Annotated in this window: 13 protein-coding genes; 4 read left to right on the forward strand and 9 right to left on the reverse strand. The window is 67.6% G+C overall.

From position 1 onward, the window contains the following. Window positions 1–22: 22 nt before the first annotated feature. On the reverse strand, window positions 23–463 hold the full coding sequence (locus LGM71_RS14080; RefSeq protein WP_124904989.1) for a PACE efflux transporter: 441 nt from the start codon (window positions 461–463) through the stop codon (window positions 23–25). Window positions 464–561: 98 nt separating this feature from the next. Between LGM71_RS14080 and LGM71_RS14085 the strand changes: the two genes are divergently transcribed. Beyond that, entirely contained in the window at window positions 562–1452 is an 891-nt protein-coding gene (locus LGM71_RS14085; RefSeq protein ID WP_226115177.1) for a LysR family transcriptional regulator, read from the forward strand. A 184-nt stretch (window positions 1453–1636) separates the two neighbouring features. Here LGM71_RS14085 and opcM read toward each other — a convergent pair whose 3' ends face one another. From opcM to LGM71_RS14105, 4 genes are read right to left on the reverse strand one after another with little or no spacing between them, the layout of a single operon-like run. Beyond that, window positions 1637–3172 carry a multidrug efflux transporter outer membrane subunit OpcM gene (gene opcM / locus LGM71_RS14090; RefSeq protein ID WP_226115178.1) on the reverse strand — a complete coding sequence of 512 codons (1536 nt, stop codon included), beginning with the start codon at window positions 3170–3172 and terminating at the stop codon, window positions 1637–1639. Between the two features lie 10 nt (window positions 3173–3182). Then, complete coding sequence (ceoB, locus tag LGM71_RS14095) at window positions 3183–6383, reverse strand: multidrug efflux RND transporter permease subunit CeoB (RefSeq protein ID WP_124624247.1); 3201 nt, start codon at window positions 6381–6383, stop codon at window positions 3183–3185. A gap of 46 nt (window positions 6384–6429) precedes the next feature. Continuing rightward, window positions 6430–7647, reverse strand: coding sequence for a multidrug efflux RND transporter periplasmic adaptor subunit CeoA (ceoA, locus tag LGM71_RS14100; protein WP_059528484.1), 1218 nt, complete (start codon window positions 7645–7647; stop codon window positions 6430–6432). Between the two features lie 31 nt (window positions 7648–7678). After that, a complete protein-coding gene (locus tag LGM71_RS14105) occupies window positions 7679–8539 on the reverse strand; it encodes an alpha/beta hydrolase (RefSeq protein ID WP_059599086.1) in 861 nt (286 codons plus the stop codon). A 173-nt stretch (window positions 8540–8712) separates the two neighbouring features. On the opposite strand from LGM71_RS14105, the gene ceoR reads away from it, so the two are divergent. Both ceoR and LGM71_RS14115 read left to right on the forward strand, forming a co-directional pair. After that, window positions 8713–9717: a putative multidrug efflux transcriptional regulator CeoR gene (gene ceoR, locus LGM71_RS14110; protein WP_226115179.1), complete on the forward strand. Its 1005-nt coding sequence runs from the start codon at window positions 8713–8715 to the stop codon at window positions 9715–9717. A gap of 417 nt (window positions 9718–10134) precedes the next feature. Next, window positions 10135–10431: a DUF4148 domain-containing protein gene (locus LGM71_RS14115; protein WP_226115180.1), complete on the forward strand. Its 297-nt coding sequence runs from the start codon at window positions 10135–10137 to the stop codon at window positions 10429–10431. A gap of 228 nt (window positions 10432–10659) precedes the next feature. On the opposite strand, the gene LGM71_RS14120 is transcribed toward LGM71_RS14115, so the two are convergent. From LGM71_RS14120 to selD, 3 genes are all read right to left on the reverse strand, one after another. Then, window positions 10660–11739, reverse strand: coding sequence for a purine-nucleoside phosphorylase (locus tag LGM71_RS14120; protein ID WP_059599083.1), 1080 nt, complete (start codon window positions 11737–11739; stop codon window positions 10660–10662). Window positions 11740–11980: 241 nt separating this feature from the next. Further along, window positions 11981–12571 carry a LysE family translocator gene (locus tag LGM71_RS14125; protein WP_226115181.1) on the reverse strand — a complete coding sequence of 197 codons (591 nt, stop codon included), beginning with the start codon at window positions 12569–12571 and terminating at the stop codon, window positions 11981–11983. A gap of 70 nt (window positions 12572–12641) precedes the next feature. Beyond that, window positions 12642–13706, reverse strand: a complete 1065-nt coding sequence (selD, locus tag LGM71_RS14130; protein ID WP_226115182.1) for a selenide, water dikinase SelD — start codon at window positions 13704–13706, stop codon at window positions 12642–12644. A 114-nt stretch (window positions 13707–13820) separates the two neighbouring features. Between selD and LGM71_RS14135 the strand changes: the two genes are divergently transcribed. Then, window positions 13821–14657 carry a DMT family transporter gene (locus LGM71_RS14135; protein WP_226115183.1) on the forward strand — a complete coding sequence of 279 codons (837 nt, stop codon included), beginning with the start codon at window positions 13821–13823 and terminating at the stop codon, window positions 14655–14657. Between the two features lie 96 nt (window positions 14658–14753). On the opposite strand, the gene LGM71_RS14140 is transcribed toward LGM71_RS14135, so the two are convergent. After that, entirely contained in the window at window positions 14754–16262 is a 1509-nt protein-coding gene (locus tag LGM71_RS14140; RefSeq protein WP_059599079.1) for a PLP-dependent aminotransferase family protein, read from the reverse strand. Window positions 16263–16340: the final 78 nt, after the last annotated feature.

Raw genomic sequence — 16340 nt, forward strand, 5'->3', positions numbered from 1 at the left:
CGTCGCTTCGTCCGCCTCCGCGTCACATGATCGGTTCGGGCTTGCGCGTCACCGCATCAGGCAACCCGAACACGCTGTCGAACGACCAGTTGTACGCGAACGTGAAGATCGGAAAAAACACGATCAGCACCGCGTCGTACAGGAACGCCTGCAGCAGCGACACGTCGAGCCACCACGCGATCAGCGGGATCAGGAACGTCACCAGCGCGACCTGAAAGCCGATCGCATGCACGACGCGCCGCGCAACGGTGCGCGTCGTTTCCGCACGCCGCCGCTCCCACGCCTCGAATCCCAGGTTGTACAGAAAATTGACGATGACGCCCGTCGTCGAGATCATCACGCCGAGCAGGCCGCTCGTCGTCGCGCTCGCGCCGCTCAGCATGCCGAGCACCGACGACGCGACGAGGATGCCGAGCACCTCGAACATCACGACGTAGACTATGCGTCTCTTCCATCCTTGCATGACCCACCACCTTCCTGTCGAACGAGGTGGCGAGACTACAGCGGGCACTTCGCCCGCAAAAGTCAGGTCCTTTCAATTTTTCTGACAGGAGGCCGCCGATGCTGACCAGCGACCATATCGACATGCTGCTGACGGTCATCGACAAAGGCTCGTTCTCGGCGGCCGCGCGCGCGCTCGGCCGCACGCCGTCGGCGGTCAGCATGGCGATCGCGAACCTCGAGGCCGAGCTGGACCTCGTGCTGTTCGACCGCGGCACGCGCGAGCCGACGCCGACGGCCGCGATGGCCGCGCTGCTGCCCGATGCGCGGTCGATCGCCGAACGGTTGCAGGCATTGCGCGCGCATGCGCAGCATCTGTCGGAAGGCGTCGAGGACACGCTGCGGCTCGGCCTCGCGGCGGAACTCGACGGCGCGCCCGTTGCGCGCGCACTGACCGCCGTCGCCGCGAAATATCCGGCGCTCGCGATCAGCATCGTCACCGCGCCGCAGGACGCGATCGTCGACGCATTGCATCGCGGCGCGGTCGATCTCTGCGTCGCGTATGGCGGGCTCGATCTTCATCCGCAGGAACAGATCCACGCGCTGTGGACCGAAACGCTGATCGCCGTCGCCGCGCCCGGTCATCCGACGATCGCCGAAGCCGCGCATCCCGAGGCGATCGAGCGGCTGTCGGGATTCCGGCAGATCGTGATCGCGGACCCGGAACGGCCGCTCACCGACGTGCGCCCCGTGATCGGCAACCGCACGTGGAAGGTGACGGACATGGCCACCGCGATCGCGCTCGTGAAAGCTGGGCACGGCTGGGCGAACCTGCCCGACTCGGTGATCGGCCAGTATGTCGCCGACGGCGAACTGGTACCGCTCGTGTTCGCGAACATCCGCAACGGGCTGCGGCTGCCCGTGTACCTGCGCCGGCCGAAGCACACGGGGCTCGGCAAGGCGGCCAGCGAACTGGTGCGGGCGCTGCGGGCTGAAGACAGTCGCAGCTGAACGGTGCGGCGAATCATCGCCGCACCGCGGGTCAACGCGTGGCGGCTCGACCGTTAGTTGCAGTCAACGTATCGTCGTTGCCCCGTTGATCGACCGATCCGCGTCGCCGCGGATCGGTTGTTTCGATCGTCGACCAAACACCGGTTTTGGTGACGCATGGCGAACCGCCACGCGCACCGACGCCTCAACGCACGGCGACTTCCTGCTTGGCCGTCGCCGTATCGCCGACCGCCGTCGGCGCCGCGCCCCACCCGCCGCCGAGCGCGCGGATCAGGTTGACGGTCGACACGGCCTGCGCACCGGTCAGCTGGTTCGCCTGCAATTGCGACTGCAGCACCGACCGCTCGCTGTCGATCACGTCGAGATACGCGACCTCGCCTTCCTGATACTGCGTACGCGACAGTGTCGCCGCACGACGCGACGCATTGACGGCCGCATCCTGCGCGCGGATCTGGTCGTCGAGCAGACGCAGATCGGCGAGATTGTCCTCGACCTCGCGGAACGCGACGAGCACCTGCTGCCGGTAGTTCGCGACCTGCTCGTCATACTGCGCGCGCGCCTGCTGCACGCCGGCCGCACGGCGCCCGCCGTCGAACAGCGGCAGCGTCAGCGCGGTGCCGGCGAACGGCCCGAGCAGGAACGTGCGGCTCGACCACAGGAACAGGTTGCCGAGCGTCGACGCTTCATAGCCGAACGCGCCCGTGATATCGAGCTTCGGGAAATACGCCGACTTCGCGAGGCCGATCCGCGCGTTCGCGGCCGCCATCGCGCGTTCCGCAGCCGACACGTCCGGGCGGCGTTCGAGCAGCGCGGACGGCAGGCCCGCGGGGACCTTCACCGCGACCGGCACGATCGGCGTCTCCTTGAACGCGAAGTCCGCGGGCGCCTTGCCGAGCAGGATCGCAAGCGCATGCTCGGACGCCGCGCGCCGGCGCGCGACGCCGACCGCATCGGCCTGCGCGCTCGCCAGTTCGTTCTTCGCACGCGACACGTCGAGCTCGCTGATGTCGCCTTCGTTGAAGCGGCGCTGCACGAGCTTCAGCGCCTGGTCGCGCAGTTCGACCGTGCGGCGGTACAGGTCCTGATCCGCGTCGAGCTGGCGCAGTTCGAAGTAGTTCTGCGCGACGTCCGCCTGCAGCGCGAGCTGCACCGAACGGAACAGCGCTTCGCTCTGCGCCTGGTCGGCACGCGACGCCTCGACGTTGCGGCTCACGCGGCCGAACAGGTCGGCCTCGTACGACACCGTGCCCTGCGCGCGCCACAGCGTCGCGTTGGTCGGGCCCGTGCCCTGCGGCTGGAACTGCGACGCCGACGACAGCCCTTCCCGCGTCGGCCCGAACCCGGCGCCGACCTGCGGGAACCACTGCGAGCGCGCGGTGCGGGTCGCCGCGCGCGCTTCCTCGACTCGCGCCGCCGCGGCCTTCAGGTTCTGGTTCGCGGCGAGCGCCTGCGACTCGAGCGAGTCGAGCACCGGATCGCCGAACACCTTCCACCATTCGCCGCGATGCTCGCCGTCCGCCGGTTCGGCGGTCTTCCACGTGCCGGCCTGTTCGCCGGCCGCGAGCGTCGGCGCTTCCTTGAACGCCGCGGGCGTCGACACGTCCGGGCGCTTGTAGTCGGGCCCCACCGCGCACGCGGCGAGCAGCGTCGCGAGCAGGGTGCTCGCGGCCGCCACCTTCGCGAAGCGCATCAGGCCATTCGTGTTGTGCATGTTGTCCATCTTGTTTTCCTCAAGCATCCGATGCCGGCACGCCCGGGGCCGTCACGCCGTAACCGGCCGAGTCCTTGCCCGCGACGTGGATCTTGCCGCCCGCGAGCGTGCGCAGCACGACGTAGAACACCGGCGTCAGCATCAGCCCGAACAGCGTCACGCCGAGCATCCCGAAGAACACCGCGACACCCATCGCATGCCGCATCTCGGAGCCCGCGCCCGTCGACATGACGAGCGGCACGACGCCCATGATGAACGCGATCGACGTCATCAGGATCGGGCGCAGCCGCAGCCGGCTGGCCTCGATCGCGGCCTCGAGCGGCGTCCTGCCGTCATGCTCCAGTTCGCGTGCGAATTCGACGATCAGGATCGCGTTCTTCGCCGACAACCCCACCAGCACCATCAAGCCGATCTGCGTGAAGATGTTGTTGTCGCCCTGCGTGAGCCACACGCCCGTCAGCGCCGACAGAATGCTCATCGGCACGATCAGGATCACCGCGAGCGGCAGCGTCAGGCTTTCATACAGTGCGGCGAGCACGAGGAACACGAGCAGCACGCTGATCGGGAACACATACATCGCCGAATCGCCGGCAAGAATCTGCTGGTACGTGAGGTCGGTCCATTCGAACCGCACGCCACGCGGCAGCGTTTCATGCGCGATGCGCTCGATCGCGGCCTGCGCCTGACCCGACGAGAAGCCCGGCGCCGGGCCGCCGTTGATGTCGGCCGCCGTGTAGCCGTTGTAGCGCACGACCATTTCCGGGCCGAACGTCGGCGTCACCGTGACGAGCGACGACAGCGGCACCATCTCGCCACGGTCGTTGCGCGTCTTCAGCTGCAGGATGTCGTCCGCGCGCTGGCGGAACGGCGCATCGGCCTGCACGCGTACCTGGTACACACGCCCGAAGCGGTTGAAGTCGTTCACGTACAGCGAGCCGAGATACACCTGCATCGTGTTGAACACGTCGGTGACCGGCACGCCGAGCTGCTTCGCCTTCACGCGGTCGAGATCGACGTTGAGCTGCGGCACGTTGATCTGGTAGCTCGTGAACAACGGGCCGAGTTCAGGCGCCTGCTGCGCGCGCTTGATGAAATCGTTGGTCGCATCCGACAGCTTCGCGTAGCCGACCGCGCCGCGATCCTCGATCTGCATCTTGAACCCGCCGAGCGTACCGAGGCCGAGCACCGGCGGCGGCGGGAACACCGCGACGAACGAGTCCTTGATCGCACCGTACTGCTGGTTCAGCGCACCGGCGATCGCACCGGCCGACAGCGCCTTGCCGTGCCGCTCCGAGAACGGCTTCAGCGTGACGAACACGATGCCCGCGCTCGAGCTGTTGGTGAAGCCGTTCACCGACAGCCCCGGGAACGCGACCGCGCTCTCGACGCCAGGCTGCTTCAGCGCGATCGAGCCCATGTCGCGGATCACCTTCTCGGTGCGGTCGAGCGACGCGCCGTTCGGCAGCTGCGCGAACGCGATCAGGTATTCCTTGTCCTGCGCGGGCACGAAGCCGCCCGGCACGATCTTCGACACGAGCACGGTCGCGCCCACCAGCACGAGGTATACGCCGAGCATCAGCGTCTTGCGCGACAGCACGCCGCGCACGCCGCGGCCGTAGTTCTCCGCGCCGCGATGGAACACCTTGTTGAAGCGCTTGAAGAAGCCGCCGAGCACGCGGTTCATCACGCGCGTGAGCCAGTCCTCCTTGTCGCCATGGCCCTTCAGCAGGATCGCGGACAGCGCCGGCGACAGCGTCAGCGAGTTGAACGCCGAGATCACCGTCGAGATCGCGATCGTCATCGCGAACTGCTTGTAGAACTGGCCGGTCAGGCCCGACATGAACGCGAGCGGCACGAACACGGCGACGAGCGTCAGCGCGATCGCGATGATCGGCCCGCTCACTTCCTGCATCGCCTTGTAGGTCGCCTGCCGCGCGTTCATCCCGCTTTCGATGTTGCGCTCGACGTTCTCGACGACCACGATCGCATCGTCGACCACGATACCGATCGCGAGCACCATCCCGAACAGCGACAGCGCGTTGATCGAATAACCGAAACCGAGCAGCAGCGAGAACGTGCCGATGATCGACACCGGCACCGCGATCAGCGGAATGAGCGATGCGCGCCAGGTCTGCAGAAACACGATCACGACGAGCACGACCAGCGCGATCGCTTCGAGCAGCGTGTGCACCACGGCCTTGATCGACGAGCGCACGAACTGCGTCGGGTCATAGACGATCTTGTAGTCGACGCCGGCCGGCATGTCCTGCTTCAGCTCGGCCATCGTCTTGCGCACTTCGTCGGAGATCTGCAGCGAGTTCGCGCCCGGCGACTGGTTGATCGCCATCGCGACGGCCGGCTTGTTGTCGAGCAGCGAGCGAAGCCCGTACTCGGACGCATCCAGTTCGATGCGTGCAATATCGCGCAGGTGCGTGACGCCGCCGTCCGGCGTCGTCTTCACGACGATGTCGCCGAACTCGTCTTCCGTCTGCAGACGGCCGCGCGCGTTCACCGACAGCTGCAGCGGCGTGCCGGGCAGCGACGGCGACGCGCCGATCACGCCAGCCGCGACCTGCACGTTCTGCTCGCGGATCGCCTGCACGACGTCCTCGGCGGACAACCCGCGCTGCGCGACCTTCTGCGGATCGAGCCACACGCGCATCGCATAGTCGCCCGAGCCCCACAGCTGCACCTGACCGACGCCCTGGATCCGCGACAGGCGATCCTTCACGTTGATCAGCGCGTAGTTGCGCAGGTAGGTCATGTCGTAGCGGTTGTCCGGCGAGATCAGGTGGACCACCATCGTCAGCGTCGGCGAGCTCTTCACCGTCGTGATGCCGAGCCGCTGCACGTCTTCCGGCAGGCGCGGCAGCGCCTGGTTCACGCGGTTCTGCACGAGCTGCGTGGCCTTGTCCGGATCGGTGCCCAGCTTGAACGTGACGGTGATCGTCATGTTGCCGTCGCTGTTCGCCTGCGACTGCATGTAGAGCATGTCCTCGACGCCGTTGATCTGCTCCTCGAGCGGCGACGCGACCGTCTCGGCGATCACTTTCGGGTTGGCGCCGGGGTACTGCGCCTTCACGATCACGGAAGGCGGCACGACTTCCGGATATTCCGAAATCGGCAGCAGGAACATCGCGATCACCCCGCCGAGCAGGATGATCACCGATAGGACTCCTGCAAAGATCGGCCGGTCGATAAAGAATTTGGAAATGTTCATGTGTGGCTCTGTCTGGTTGAACGCGGAAACCGTAGCGGCGGGCCGCTTACGATTCCGCCTTCGCCGGTGCGGCCGGCTTCGCGTTATCCGCGAGCGGCGCGGACGGCGCATCGCCGCCCGTCATCGGGACCATGTGCGGTTTCACCTGCTCGCCCGGCCGCACGCGCTGCGTACCGTTCACGATCACGCGGTCGCCGGCGGACAGGCCGCTCACGATCACGCGCCGGTTGCCGTGCTGCAGGCCCTGCTGCACTTCGCGATACGACACGCGCCCCTGCTGGTCGACGACGAACACGAACTTCTTGTCCTGGTCGGTGTTGATCGCCGCGTCGTCGACGAGCAGTGCCTGGTGCGGCGCGCTGCCGCCCACCTTCACGCGTGCGTAGAGGCCCGGGACGAGCGCGCCGTCCGCGTTGTCGAAACGCGCGCGCACGCGGATCGTGCCGGACGACGTATCGAGCCGGTTGTCGACCGAGTCGATCTCGCCGCTGCGCGAGTAGCCGGTTTCATTCGCGAGGCCGAGCTCGACCGGCACCTTGCGGCCGTTACGCGCGCCGTTGATGTATTGCAGGTAGGTCTGCTCGTCCGCGTCGAACGATGCGTAGATCGGCGACACCGACACCAGCGTCGTCAGCGGCGCGGCCGATGCACCGGCCGACACGACGTTGCCGAGCGTGATTTCCGCGCGCGACACGCGGCCCGACACAGGTGCGGTGATGCGCGTATAGCCAAGGTTGATGCGCGCCGTTTCCAGCGCGGCTTCGGCGGCCTTCAGGTTCGCGCTCGCCTCGCGCGCGGCGTTCTGCTTCTCGTCGTAGTCGCGCTTCGCGATCGCGTTGTCGCCGATCAGCCGCTGCGCGCGCTGCCAGTCGCTCTGCGCGTAGCCGTTGCGGGCCTGCGCGGCGGCGAGCTGCGCGGCCGCGCGGTCGGTTTCGGCCTGATACGGGCGCGGGTCGATCACGAACAGCACGTCGCCCTTCTTCACGAGCGCGCCGTCCTTGAAGTTCACCGCGACGATCGTGCCCGACACCTGCGGGCGCACGTCGACTTTCTCGACCGCCTCGAGGCGGCCCGAATAGCTTTGCCAATCAGTGACGGTCTGCGGCACGACGGTCGCGACGTCGACTTCCGGCAGCGGCGCCGCCGCTTTCTCGGGCGCGTTCGCGTTCACGCGCATCGCGCCGAACGTGCCGAGGCCGACGACGGCGAGCGTCACGATCGCCGCTGTCGCGATTCGGGAACGGGAGGTGCGTAGGATGGCCATGTGGATCTCCAATAAGCGTGGATTGGTGTGGTTATTCGGAACGATTCGGCTGGCGCGCCTGGAAGCGGCACTGGAAGAAGCGCACTGCTTCCTCGAGCGCGGCCTCGTGCATCGCGAGCGCCGCGTGCGTGACGTCCGGGTAGCGGATCACCTGCGTGAGCACGCCCGATGAAATCAGGCAGCCCGCATATTTCTCCGCTTCGACGTGCAGCACGTCGTTCTGCGCGGTGACGACGAGCGTGGGCGGCAGGCCCGCGAGGCGCACCGATTCGAGCGGTGCCGCGTACGGGTGCATGCGCTGCGCCGCCTGCGGCAGATAGGCGCGATAACAGGCCGCGCATTCGCGCGCGGTGATGTCCGACGAAAGGCGTTCGGCGTCGCCGATGCGCGTCATGCTCGGGTCGAGCATCGGCCCGAACAGCGCCTGCGCGGCGATCGACACTTCACCGCGATCGCGCGCGATGAACGCGAGACAGTTCGCGAGCTGGCCGCCCGCGTCGTGCCCCGCGACGCCAATCTTCTTCGGATTGCCGCCGAACGCGCGGGCACGCGTTGCGGCCCATACGGCGGCGCGATACGCATCCTCCGGCGCGGCCGGAAAAGGAAAGGCCGGCGCGAGCGAATAATCGACCGACACTACGAGAGCTGGTAAGCGTTCTGCTAAAAAGCGCGCGGCGAAGTCGGCGTCGTCGAGCGTGCCGCGCACGAAACCGCCGCCGTGGAAATAAAGCACTACTGGCAGCCCGGTCTTGTCCGGGCGGCGGTAGAGGCGCAGAACGATGTCCTGCGCGTAGCCGGGGATTTCCACCTCAGCGACCGTCAATGCCGCGCCGGCTCTGGCTTCGGCAGGCAATGCGGCTTTCAGGAATTTGCTGAATTCAGAAGCGTCCATGACGATGCAGCATCCATTTCGAGATGGAACGAATTCTGGGTCCGGCAGACATTGGGATAAATGCCTATAATCCGGCAACACAATTCAACACCCCCGAACAATCCCAGGCTGCTCCGCCTACAAAGCGGCGCAGCCTTGTTGTTCCGGCGGCAAATTAGATTGCGGAGGTTGTGATGGACCGGCTTCAGGCCATGCAGGTGTTTACGCGCGTCGTCGATACGAGCAGCTTCACCAAGGCAGCAGAAACGCTCAGCCTGCCGCGGGCGTCCGTCACGACGATCATCCAGAATCTCGAAGCATTCCTCGGCGTGCGCCTGATGCACCGGACCACGCGCCGGCTGTCGCTGACGCCTGACGGCGCCGCGTACTACGAACGCTGCGTGCGGATCCTCGCCGATGTCGAGGAAACCGAAGCAAGCTTCCAGAACAACAACCGGAAGCCGCACGGAAAGTTGCGTATCGACATGCCGGGCTCGATCGGGCGGCTGCTCGTGATCCCGTCGTTGTGCGAATTCCACACGCGCTATCCGGACATCGACCTGCAGCTCGGCCTGTCCGACCGACCGGTCGACCTGCTGCAGGAAGGCGTCGACTGCGTGATCCGCGTCGGTGCGCTGCAGGACTCGTCGCTCGTCGCGCGCCGCGTCGGCCTGTTCGAATGCGTGTCGGTCGCGTCGCCCGCGTATCTCGAGAAGCACGGCGAGCCGCAAGCGATCGAGGACCTGAGCGACCACAGGGCCGTCAACTACTTCTCGAGCCGCACGGGCCGCACGATCGACTGGACCTTCCTCACGGACGGCAAGGAAGTCGAGGTCAAGATGAACTCGATCGTGTCGGTCAACGACGCCGATGCGTACGTGACCTGCGGGCTCGAAGGCTTCGGCCTGATCCAGCCGCCGTTGTTCATGGTGCTGCCGCACCTGCGCGACGGCCGGCTCAAGGAAGTGCTGCCCGGCCTGAAACCGCTGCCGATGCCGATCTCGGTCGTGTATCCGCACAGCCGGCACCTGTCGCCGAAGGTGCGCGTGTTCGTCGACTGGGTCGCCGAAGTGTTCGACCGCTGCCCGCTGCTGAGCGGCAAGGGCAGCCTCGACGCGACGTGCAGCAAACGCACGTTCGAGGAAGCCGAGCGTGCACCGGCGCTCGACACGCCGGTCATCAACGAGTGGGTCGCGTAATCGCCTGAACCGCGGCGCGCGGGCTGTCCGGCCCGCGCGCCGCCCCGCCTTCGTGCCGCTTCGGTGTCACCTTCGTGCCACCTTCCTTGCCGCGCACCTCGCCTTTTCCGAATCCGCATCAGACCTTTGCGCCGCGTGCGGCAATCGTCCGCGCACGTCATCGCGCGAGCGGCGGCATACCGCCGCGAGGCCCGCTGCAGGCGGCTGCGGGCGATTTCGACGTCACCCTGACGACATTGCGAATCGCGATTGTTCCTCGAACACGACAAATCAATTCGCGTCTGCCGCATTTATCGCGTCCGAACAGATACCTAGAGTAAACCCTGTCGCGCACCCCGATGCGCATCGAACAGCCCCGTTTGACGGGGCCGGAGCGAGCGCTCAGGCGCCAACTCCGACCAACACAGGAGTTACGTCATGAACCGCCGCCATCTTCTCTCCGCCGTTGCCCTCGCACTCGCCGTGTCCGCACCGGCCTTCGCCGATACGAACACCCCGCACGCCGGCGACTACGGCAACACGTCGTGGTACACGCAGCACAACAACGGCCCGCGCACGCGCGCCGAAGTCAGCGCCGAAGTCGTGCAGGCTCGCCGCGACGGCACGCTGGCATGGCTGCGCAAGGCGAATTCGTATCCGCAAGGGCTCGAACTCGCGAAAGGCCCGTATCGCCCGATGCCGGAAAGCAACCAGCTCGCAGGCGGGGGCCGCTAAACGTCGGTCAACGTGCAACGCCGCGCAGCGGATGATCCGCCGCGCGGCGTCGCGATACCGCCGTCGAACACTCGATTAGTCAGTTAGTTGCAGGAGTCTGTGATGAACGACCAACTTCCTTCGCCGCTCGATCATTGGGACGACACCACGCCGGTGTGGACGCCGTTCCGTTCCACGCCGCAATCGCATTGACCGTCGCGCCGACGCCTCGTCGACAGCGTCCGGCCGTCAACGGCGCGGCACACCGTCGCGCCATTCGCCCCAGTGCGTGACGATGTCCTGCACGAGCGGGTTGCCGGCGCGATACAGGTTTTCGGTCGCCGGCGCGAAGCCGCCCTGGTCCGCGTAGTTCAGCAGGTTGTCCGCGCTCGTCTGCCCCGCATACGGCCGGTCGAAATCGGAGCCCGTGCGCAGCACCGCGACGCGCGACAGGTCGACCCGCTTCACGCTCGCCGCGCGCTTCAGCGCCTCATACGTCGCGTTGTCTTCCTGCGCGGTCATGCAGTAGGTGCCCTTGCCGTCGGTGAGGATCTTCGTCCACTGACGCGCGCGCTCGCCGATCAGCGTGCCCGAGAACCACGTATTGCCCGATGAGGTGTCGCACTGGATCACCGTCGGCGGCCGGTTCGCCGGCGCATACGTGAACTTCGCGCGCGCGGCCTGGGCCTGCGCGCTGTCGGCAAGCACGACGTTGCGCGACAGCGCATAGGCGGCGTCCGTCAGCTGCGGGTTGAGCTGGAATACTTCGGTGCGATAGTCGAGCGGCGGCTTGTCGTTCGGGCTCTTGGTATTGATGCCGAGAAAGCCGGTGTTCCAGCCGGCCGGAATCTCGCGCGCATCGAGCTCCCACTGCAGGCTGAAGTCGACCAGATATTTCGACCATGCGGCGGAACCGACCGTGCCTTGCGCGGGGTCGACGCCCGCGATGCCCGACACGAGGAAGTACGTGCGGCGCAGGTCGAAGCGCTGCGAGAACGTGAGCGCCATGATCGTCGCGGAGGCGTTCGCATAGCCCATGCCGGTCGTCACCACGCACACGTCCTGCTTGTTGCAGTGAACGGCCGGATAATCGGGCGACAGGCCGGGCACGGTGATGTCGCGCCACGGGCCGAGCCGGTCGAGCCATGCCTGGCCTTCCGGACCGAACATCGTGATGATCATGACCTTGACCGGGCGGCCCTGTGCACCGGTCTCGGCGAATGCAGCGTTGCCCGCGTCGTTGCCCTGGTTGTCCTGCGCGATCGACGGCGCAGTCGCACAGGCGGCAAGCGAGAATGCAGCGGCGGAAAGGATGGAGCGAGTCAGCATCGGCGTTCCTTGTTTCGGGGATGTTGGGTGAGAACGGCTCTCGGAGACTGCGCGAGGGAGTATAGAACGCGCATGCGCGAGGAGGAACCCGGCTACGAAACGGGCTGCGGTGTTTGGTCACGCGGTTCTTGCGCGCGTGGTTCGAACGATATCCGACAAAAAATCAGGAATGCCATTCGATTGAGCGACGCGACATTGCCGCTACCGATCGTGACGGACGACGGCACCCGATTCGCTAAAGCTAAACGCGCAGCATCCCCGCGACGCCATAACCGAGCACGACCAGCGCCGCCAGCACATGGCTCGCCACGAGCCATCGCGGCGACTTCACGATGCGCCCGATCGCGCTGCCGCCGAACGCGAACACGAGTTGTCCGACGAGACTGCCGGCAAACACGCACATGGCGCCGAGCAGCCAGTGCCGATGCGCGCCGGCCGCGGCAGTGGCATAGCCATAGAACAGCAGGATGGTCAGCGGATTCGCGAGCGTGACGAGGAACATCGACGTGAACGGGCGCGTGCCCGGCGGCGGGGCGGCGCCATCCAGCGTGCGGCGCCGATCCTTCAACGCCTGCCACAGCATGCGTGCGCCCATTGCGAGCAACACGAGCGCGCCGACGACGCGAAACAGCGGCAGGTACGATGCGAGCGTGCTCGCGAGCAACGCCCCGATCGTGAACGCGACGAGCGCATAGCAGCCGTCGGCCGACGCCACGCCGACCGCCGCGCGAACGCCGCTCGCGATGCCGGCGCGCATCCCGTAGTTCGCGATCATCAGCGCGACGGGCCCGACCGACAGCGCGATCGTCAGCCCGAACAGGAACTCGTTCATCGGTCGTCGATGCCTTCGAGGGAAGATCTCGATTCTAGCGACCGAAAGCGATCCGCAGTCAGGAAACGCGTCAGGCGACGTCGACGCGCGCGGGGCCGTCCACCATCTCGCCGATCACCGCCGCGCGGTCGAAACCGTCGGCGCGGAAGCATGCGAGCACGTCGTCGACCGCGTCCGGCGCGCACGCGACCAGCAGGCCGCCGGACGTCTGCGGGTCGGTCAGCAGCGCCTGCGCGACCGGCGGCAGCCCGTCGGCGAGCCGCACGTCGGCGCCATACGCGGCCCAGTTGCGGCCCGATGCCCCGGTGAACACGCCGTCGGCGACGAACGCCTCGACGCCCGCCAGCCACGGCAGCGACGCGTAATGCACGCGCGCGGTGAGGTGCGCGCCGCGCGCCAGTTCGAGTGTGTGGCCGAGCAGCCCGAAGCCCGTGACGTCGGTCAGCGCATGCACGCCCGGCAGCGCGGCGAGTTCGGTGCCCGGCCGGTTCAGCTTGGTGGTCGTCGCAACCATCTGCGCGTAGCCCGCGTCGTCGAGCTGGTTCTTCTTCAGCGCGGCCGACAGCACGCCGACGCCGAGCGGCTTGCCGAGCACGAGCACGTCGCCCGCGCGCGCGGCCGCGTTGCGCTTCACGCGCGACGGATGCACGACACCGATCGCCGCGAGCCCGTAGATCGGCTCGACCGAATCGATCGAGTGGCCGCCCGCGACCGGAATACCGGCATCCGCGCACACCGATTCGCCGCCGCGCAGCACGGCTGCGACCGTCTCGTGCGGCAGCACGTTGATCGGCATCCCGACCAGCGCGAGCGCGAGAATCGGCTTGCCGCCCATCGCGTAGACGTCGGACAGCGCGTTGGTGGCCGCGATGCGGCCGAAGTCGAACGGGTCGTCGACGATCGGCATGAAGAAGTCCGTGGTCGCGACGATCGCCTGTTCGTCGTTCAGCCGGTAGACGGCTGCGTCGTCGGAGGTTTCGGTGCCGACCAGCAGGTCCGGGAACAGCGCTGGCGGCGTGGCCCGCTTCAGCAGTTCGGACAGCACGCCCGGCGCGATCTTGCAGCCGCAGCCGCCGCCGTGGGACAGGCTCGTGAGGCGCGGAACAGCGGGCGGGGTGAGGGTGGCTTCGGTCATCGTCGGCATCCGGTGAATAACAACGCTCCATTATCGACAATTCCGCGCGAGCGCGCCGGATACCCACATAATTGACGGCGCTCGCCGCTCCCCCTCCCGTCCGCACCTTCGTTCATGGATCACCTGTTCATCGGCCTCGTGCTGTGCTCCGCGTTGCTGCACGCGATCTGGAATGCCTTCCTCCACGTCAGCGAAGACCGGCTCGTCCAGCTCGGCACGATGTCGCTGCCGTATCTCGCGTTCGGCATCGCAGGCGCCGTGCTGCTGCCCGCGCCGGCGCCCGCCGCCTGGCCGTATGTCGCGGCGTCGGCGGTGCTCGAGGTCGCGTACTGCTTCACACTGGCGCGTGCGTACCGCAACGGCGAGTTCGGGCAGATCTATCCGATCGCGCGCGGGATCTCGCCGCTGCTCGTGTCGGTGCTGGCGCTCGCGATGCTGCACGAGCGGCCGACGCCGTTCGGCTTCGCGGGCATCGCGCTCGTGTCATTCGGCATCATGTCGCTCGCGCTGCGGCGCGGCTTCCGGTTCTCCGGCGAAGGCGTGCCGTACGCGCTGCTCACGGGTGTGTTCATCGCCGCGTATTCGATCTGCGACGGGATCGGCTCGCGCGTGTCCGGCAGCGCGCTCGGCTACATCGCATGGGTGTACCTGCTGTGGAGCGTGCCGCAGCTCGTGCTCGTCTGCGTGCTGCGCGGCGGCCCGCGCGCGGTGCTCGGCTCGCGCACCGCGCTCAAGCAGGGCGCGATCGCCGGCACGATCTCGCTCGCCGCGTATGCGATCGTGATCCTCGCGTACCGGCACCTGCCGGTCGCGACGGTGTCGGCGCTGCGCGAGACGAGCTCGATCTTCGCGGTCGCGATCGGCTGGTTCGTGATGCGCGAGCGGCCCGGCGCGCAGCGGCTCGCCGCGTGTGTGCTGGTGGTCGCGGGCGCGGCGTTGATTCGGCTTTGACGTGCGGAAACGACGGGCCGGTACGGCGGAGACACTCATTGGCAAACCTGCCGACGCCCTGCCCCGCAACACGCGCATGCCGCCGTCCCGTTCTCGTCAGACCGTCGCGACGACCTGGTCGAACGCCCGCTCGTCGATCGCCTCGGCCAGCGTCGCGAACGCCGTCGCGATCTCGTCCTCCGGCACGCACGCATAACCGAGCAGCAAGCCCGATGCCGCACGTTCGCGCTGCGCGTAATAGCCGGACAACGGCCGCACGACGATGTTGCGTTCGAGCGCGGCCTGCGCGACCGCGCGATCGTCGACACCGTCCGGCAGCCGCGTGACGAGATGCAGCCCCGCGTCGCTGCCGAGCGCCTGAAGCGTGTCGCCGTAGCGGCGCGCGACCGCGTCGAGCAGCACCTCGCGGCGCTGCCCGTACAGCGTGCGCATCTTGCGGATATGCGACACGAAGTGCCCTTCCGCGATGAACTCCGCGAGCACCGCCTGCTGCAGCAGCTGACCTTCGCGATACAGCTCGGCGCTCGCGGTCGCGAAGCTCTCCGCGAGCGGCTCCGGCGCGACCAGGTAGCCGACCCGCAGCCCGGGGAACAGCGTCTTGCCGAAGCTGCCGACGTAGATCACCTGCCCGGCCGTATCGAGCCCCTGCAGCGACGCGAGCGGCCGGCTGCCGTAACGGAATTCGCTGTCGTAGTCGTCCTCGATGATCCAGCAGCCGTGCTGGCGCGCGTATTCGAGCAGCATCCGGCGCCGCGCGAGGCTCATCACCATCCCGAGCGGATACTGGTGCGACGGCGTGACGAGCATCAGCTTCGGCGGCTCGGCGAGATCGGCGGCCGACGGCGCGATCCCTTCGTCGTCGACCGGAATCGGCCGCGTGGTGAGCCCCGACACGTTCAGCACGCTGCGCACGCCCCAGTAGCACGGATCCTCGGTCCAGATCGCGTCGCCCGGATCGGTCAGCAGCCGCACCGCGAGGTCGATCGACTGGTGGATCCCGGTCGTGATCACGATCTGCTCGGGCGTGCAGCGCACCGAGCGCGACGTGCGCAGGTAGTCGGCCAGCGCCTCGCGCAACAGCGCGAGCCCGCCGCCCGGCGCGTAGGTCAGCAGATCCGGGCGCAGGCGCCGCCAATACTTGTTGTGCAGCCGCGTCCACACGCGCGCCGGAAAGCGCGACACATCGGGCACGCCCGGCATGAACGCGCCGCCCTGGCGCTTCGACACGCCCGCGCCTTCGACGAGCCGCGTGCCGCGCGAGGACAGCCGTCGCGCGGAAGAAGGCGCCACCGCCGGCCCGGCACCCGCGTCTGCCGGCGCGCCGACGATCTCGTCCGGCGCGCTGTCGGCGACGAACGTGCCGCGCCCCGTCGCCGAGTTCACATAGCCTTCGAGCGCAAGCTGTTCGTAAACCTGCGTAACCGTGTTGCGGGCGATCCCCAGCTCGGCCGCGAGCAGCCGCGACGACGGCACGCGCGTGCCGGCCGGCAGTTCGCGCGACAGGATCGCCTGCTGCAGCAGCCGGTGCAGCTGCCGGTAGATCGGCTGTTCGCCGCCGCGCACGAGGCGCTGCGCCAGCCAGTCCGACAACACGCTTGCGCGCATGATTGGCTCCTGAATATTTATTGAAATGGCTCTGATTGCCAGAGCCAAATGTGATTATAGTCGCCTCCATGGGCTGCC

Source organism: Burkholderia sp. AU33545, assembly GCF_020419685.1.
Classification (GTDB): Bacteria; Pseudomonadota; Gammaproteobacteria; order Burkholderiales; family Burkholderiaceae; genus Burkholderia; species Burkholderia diffusa.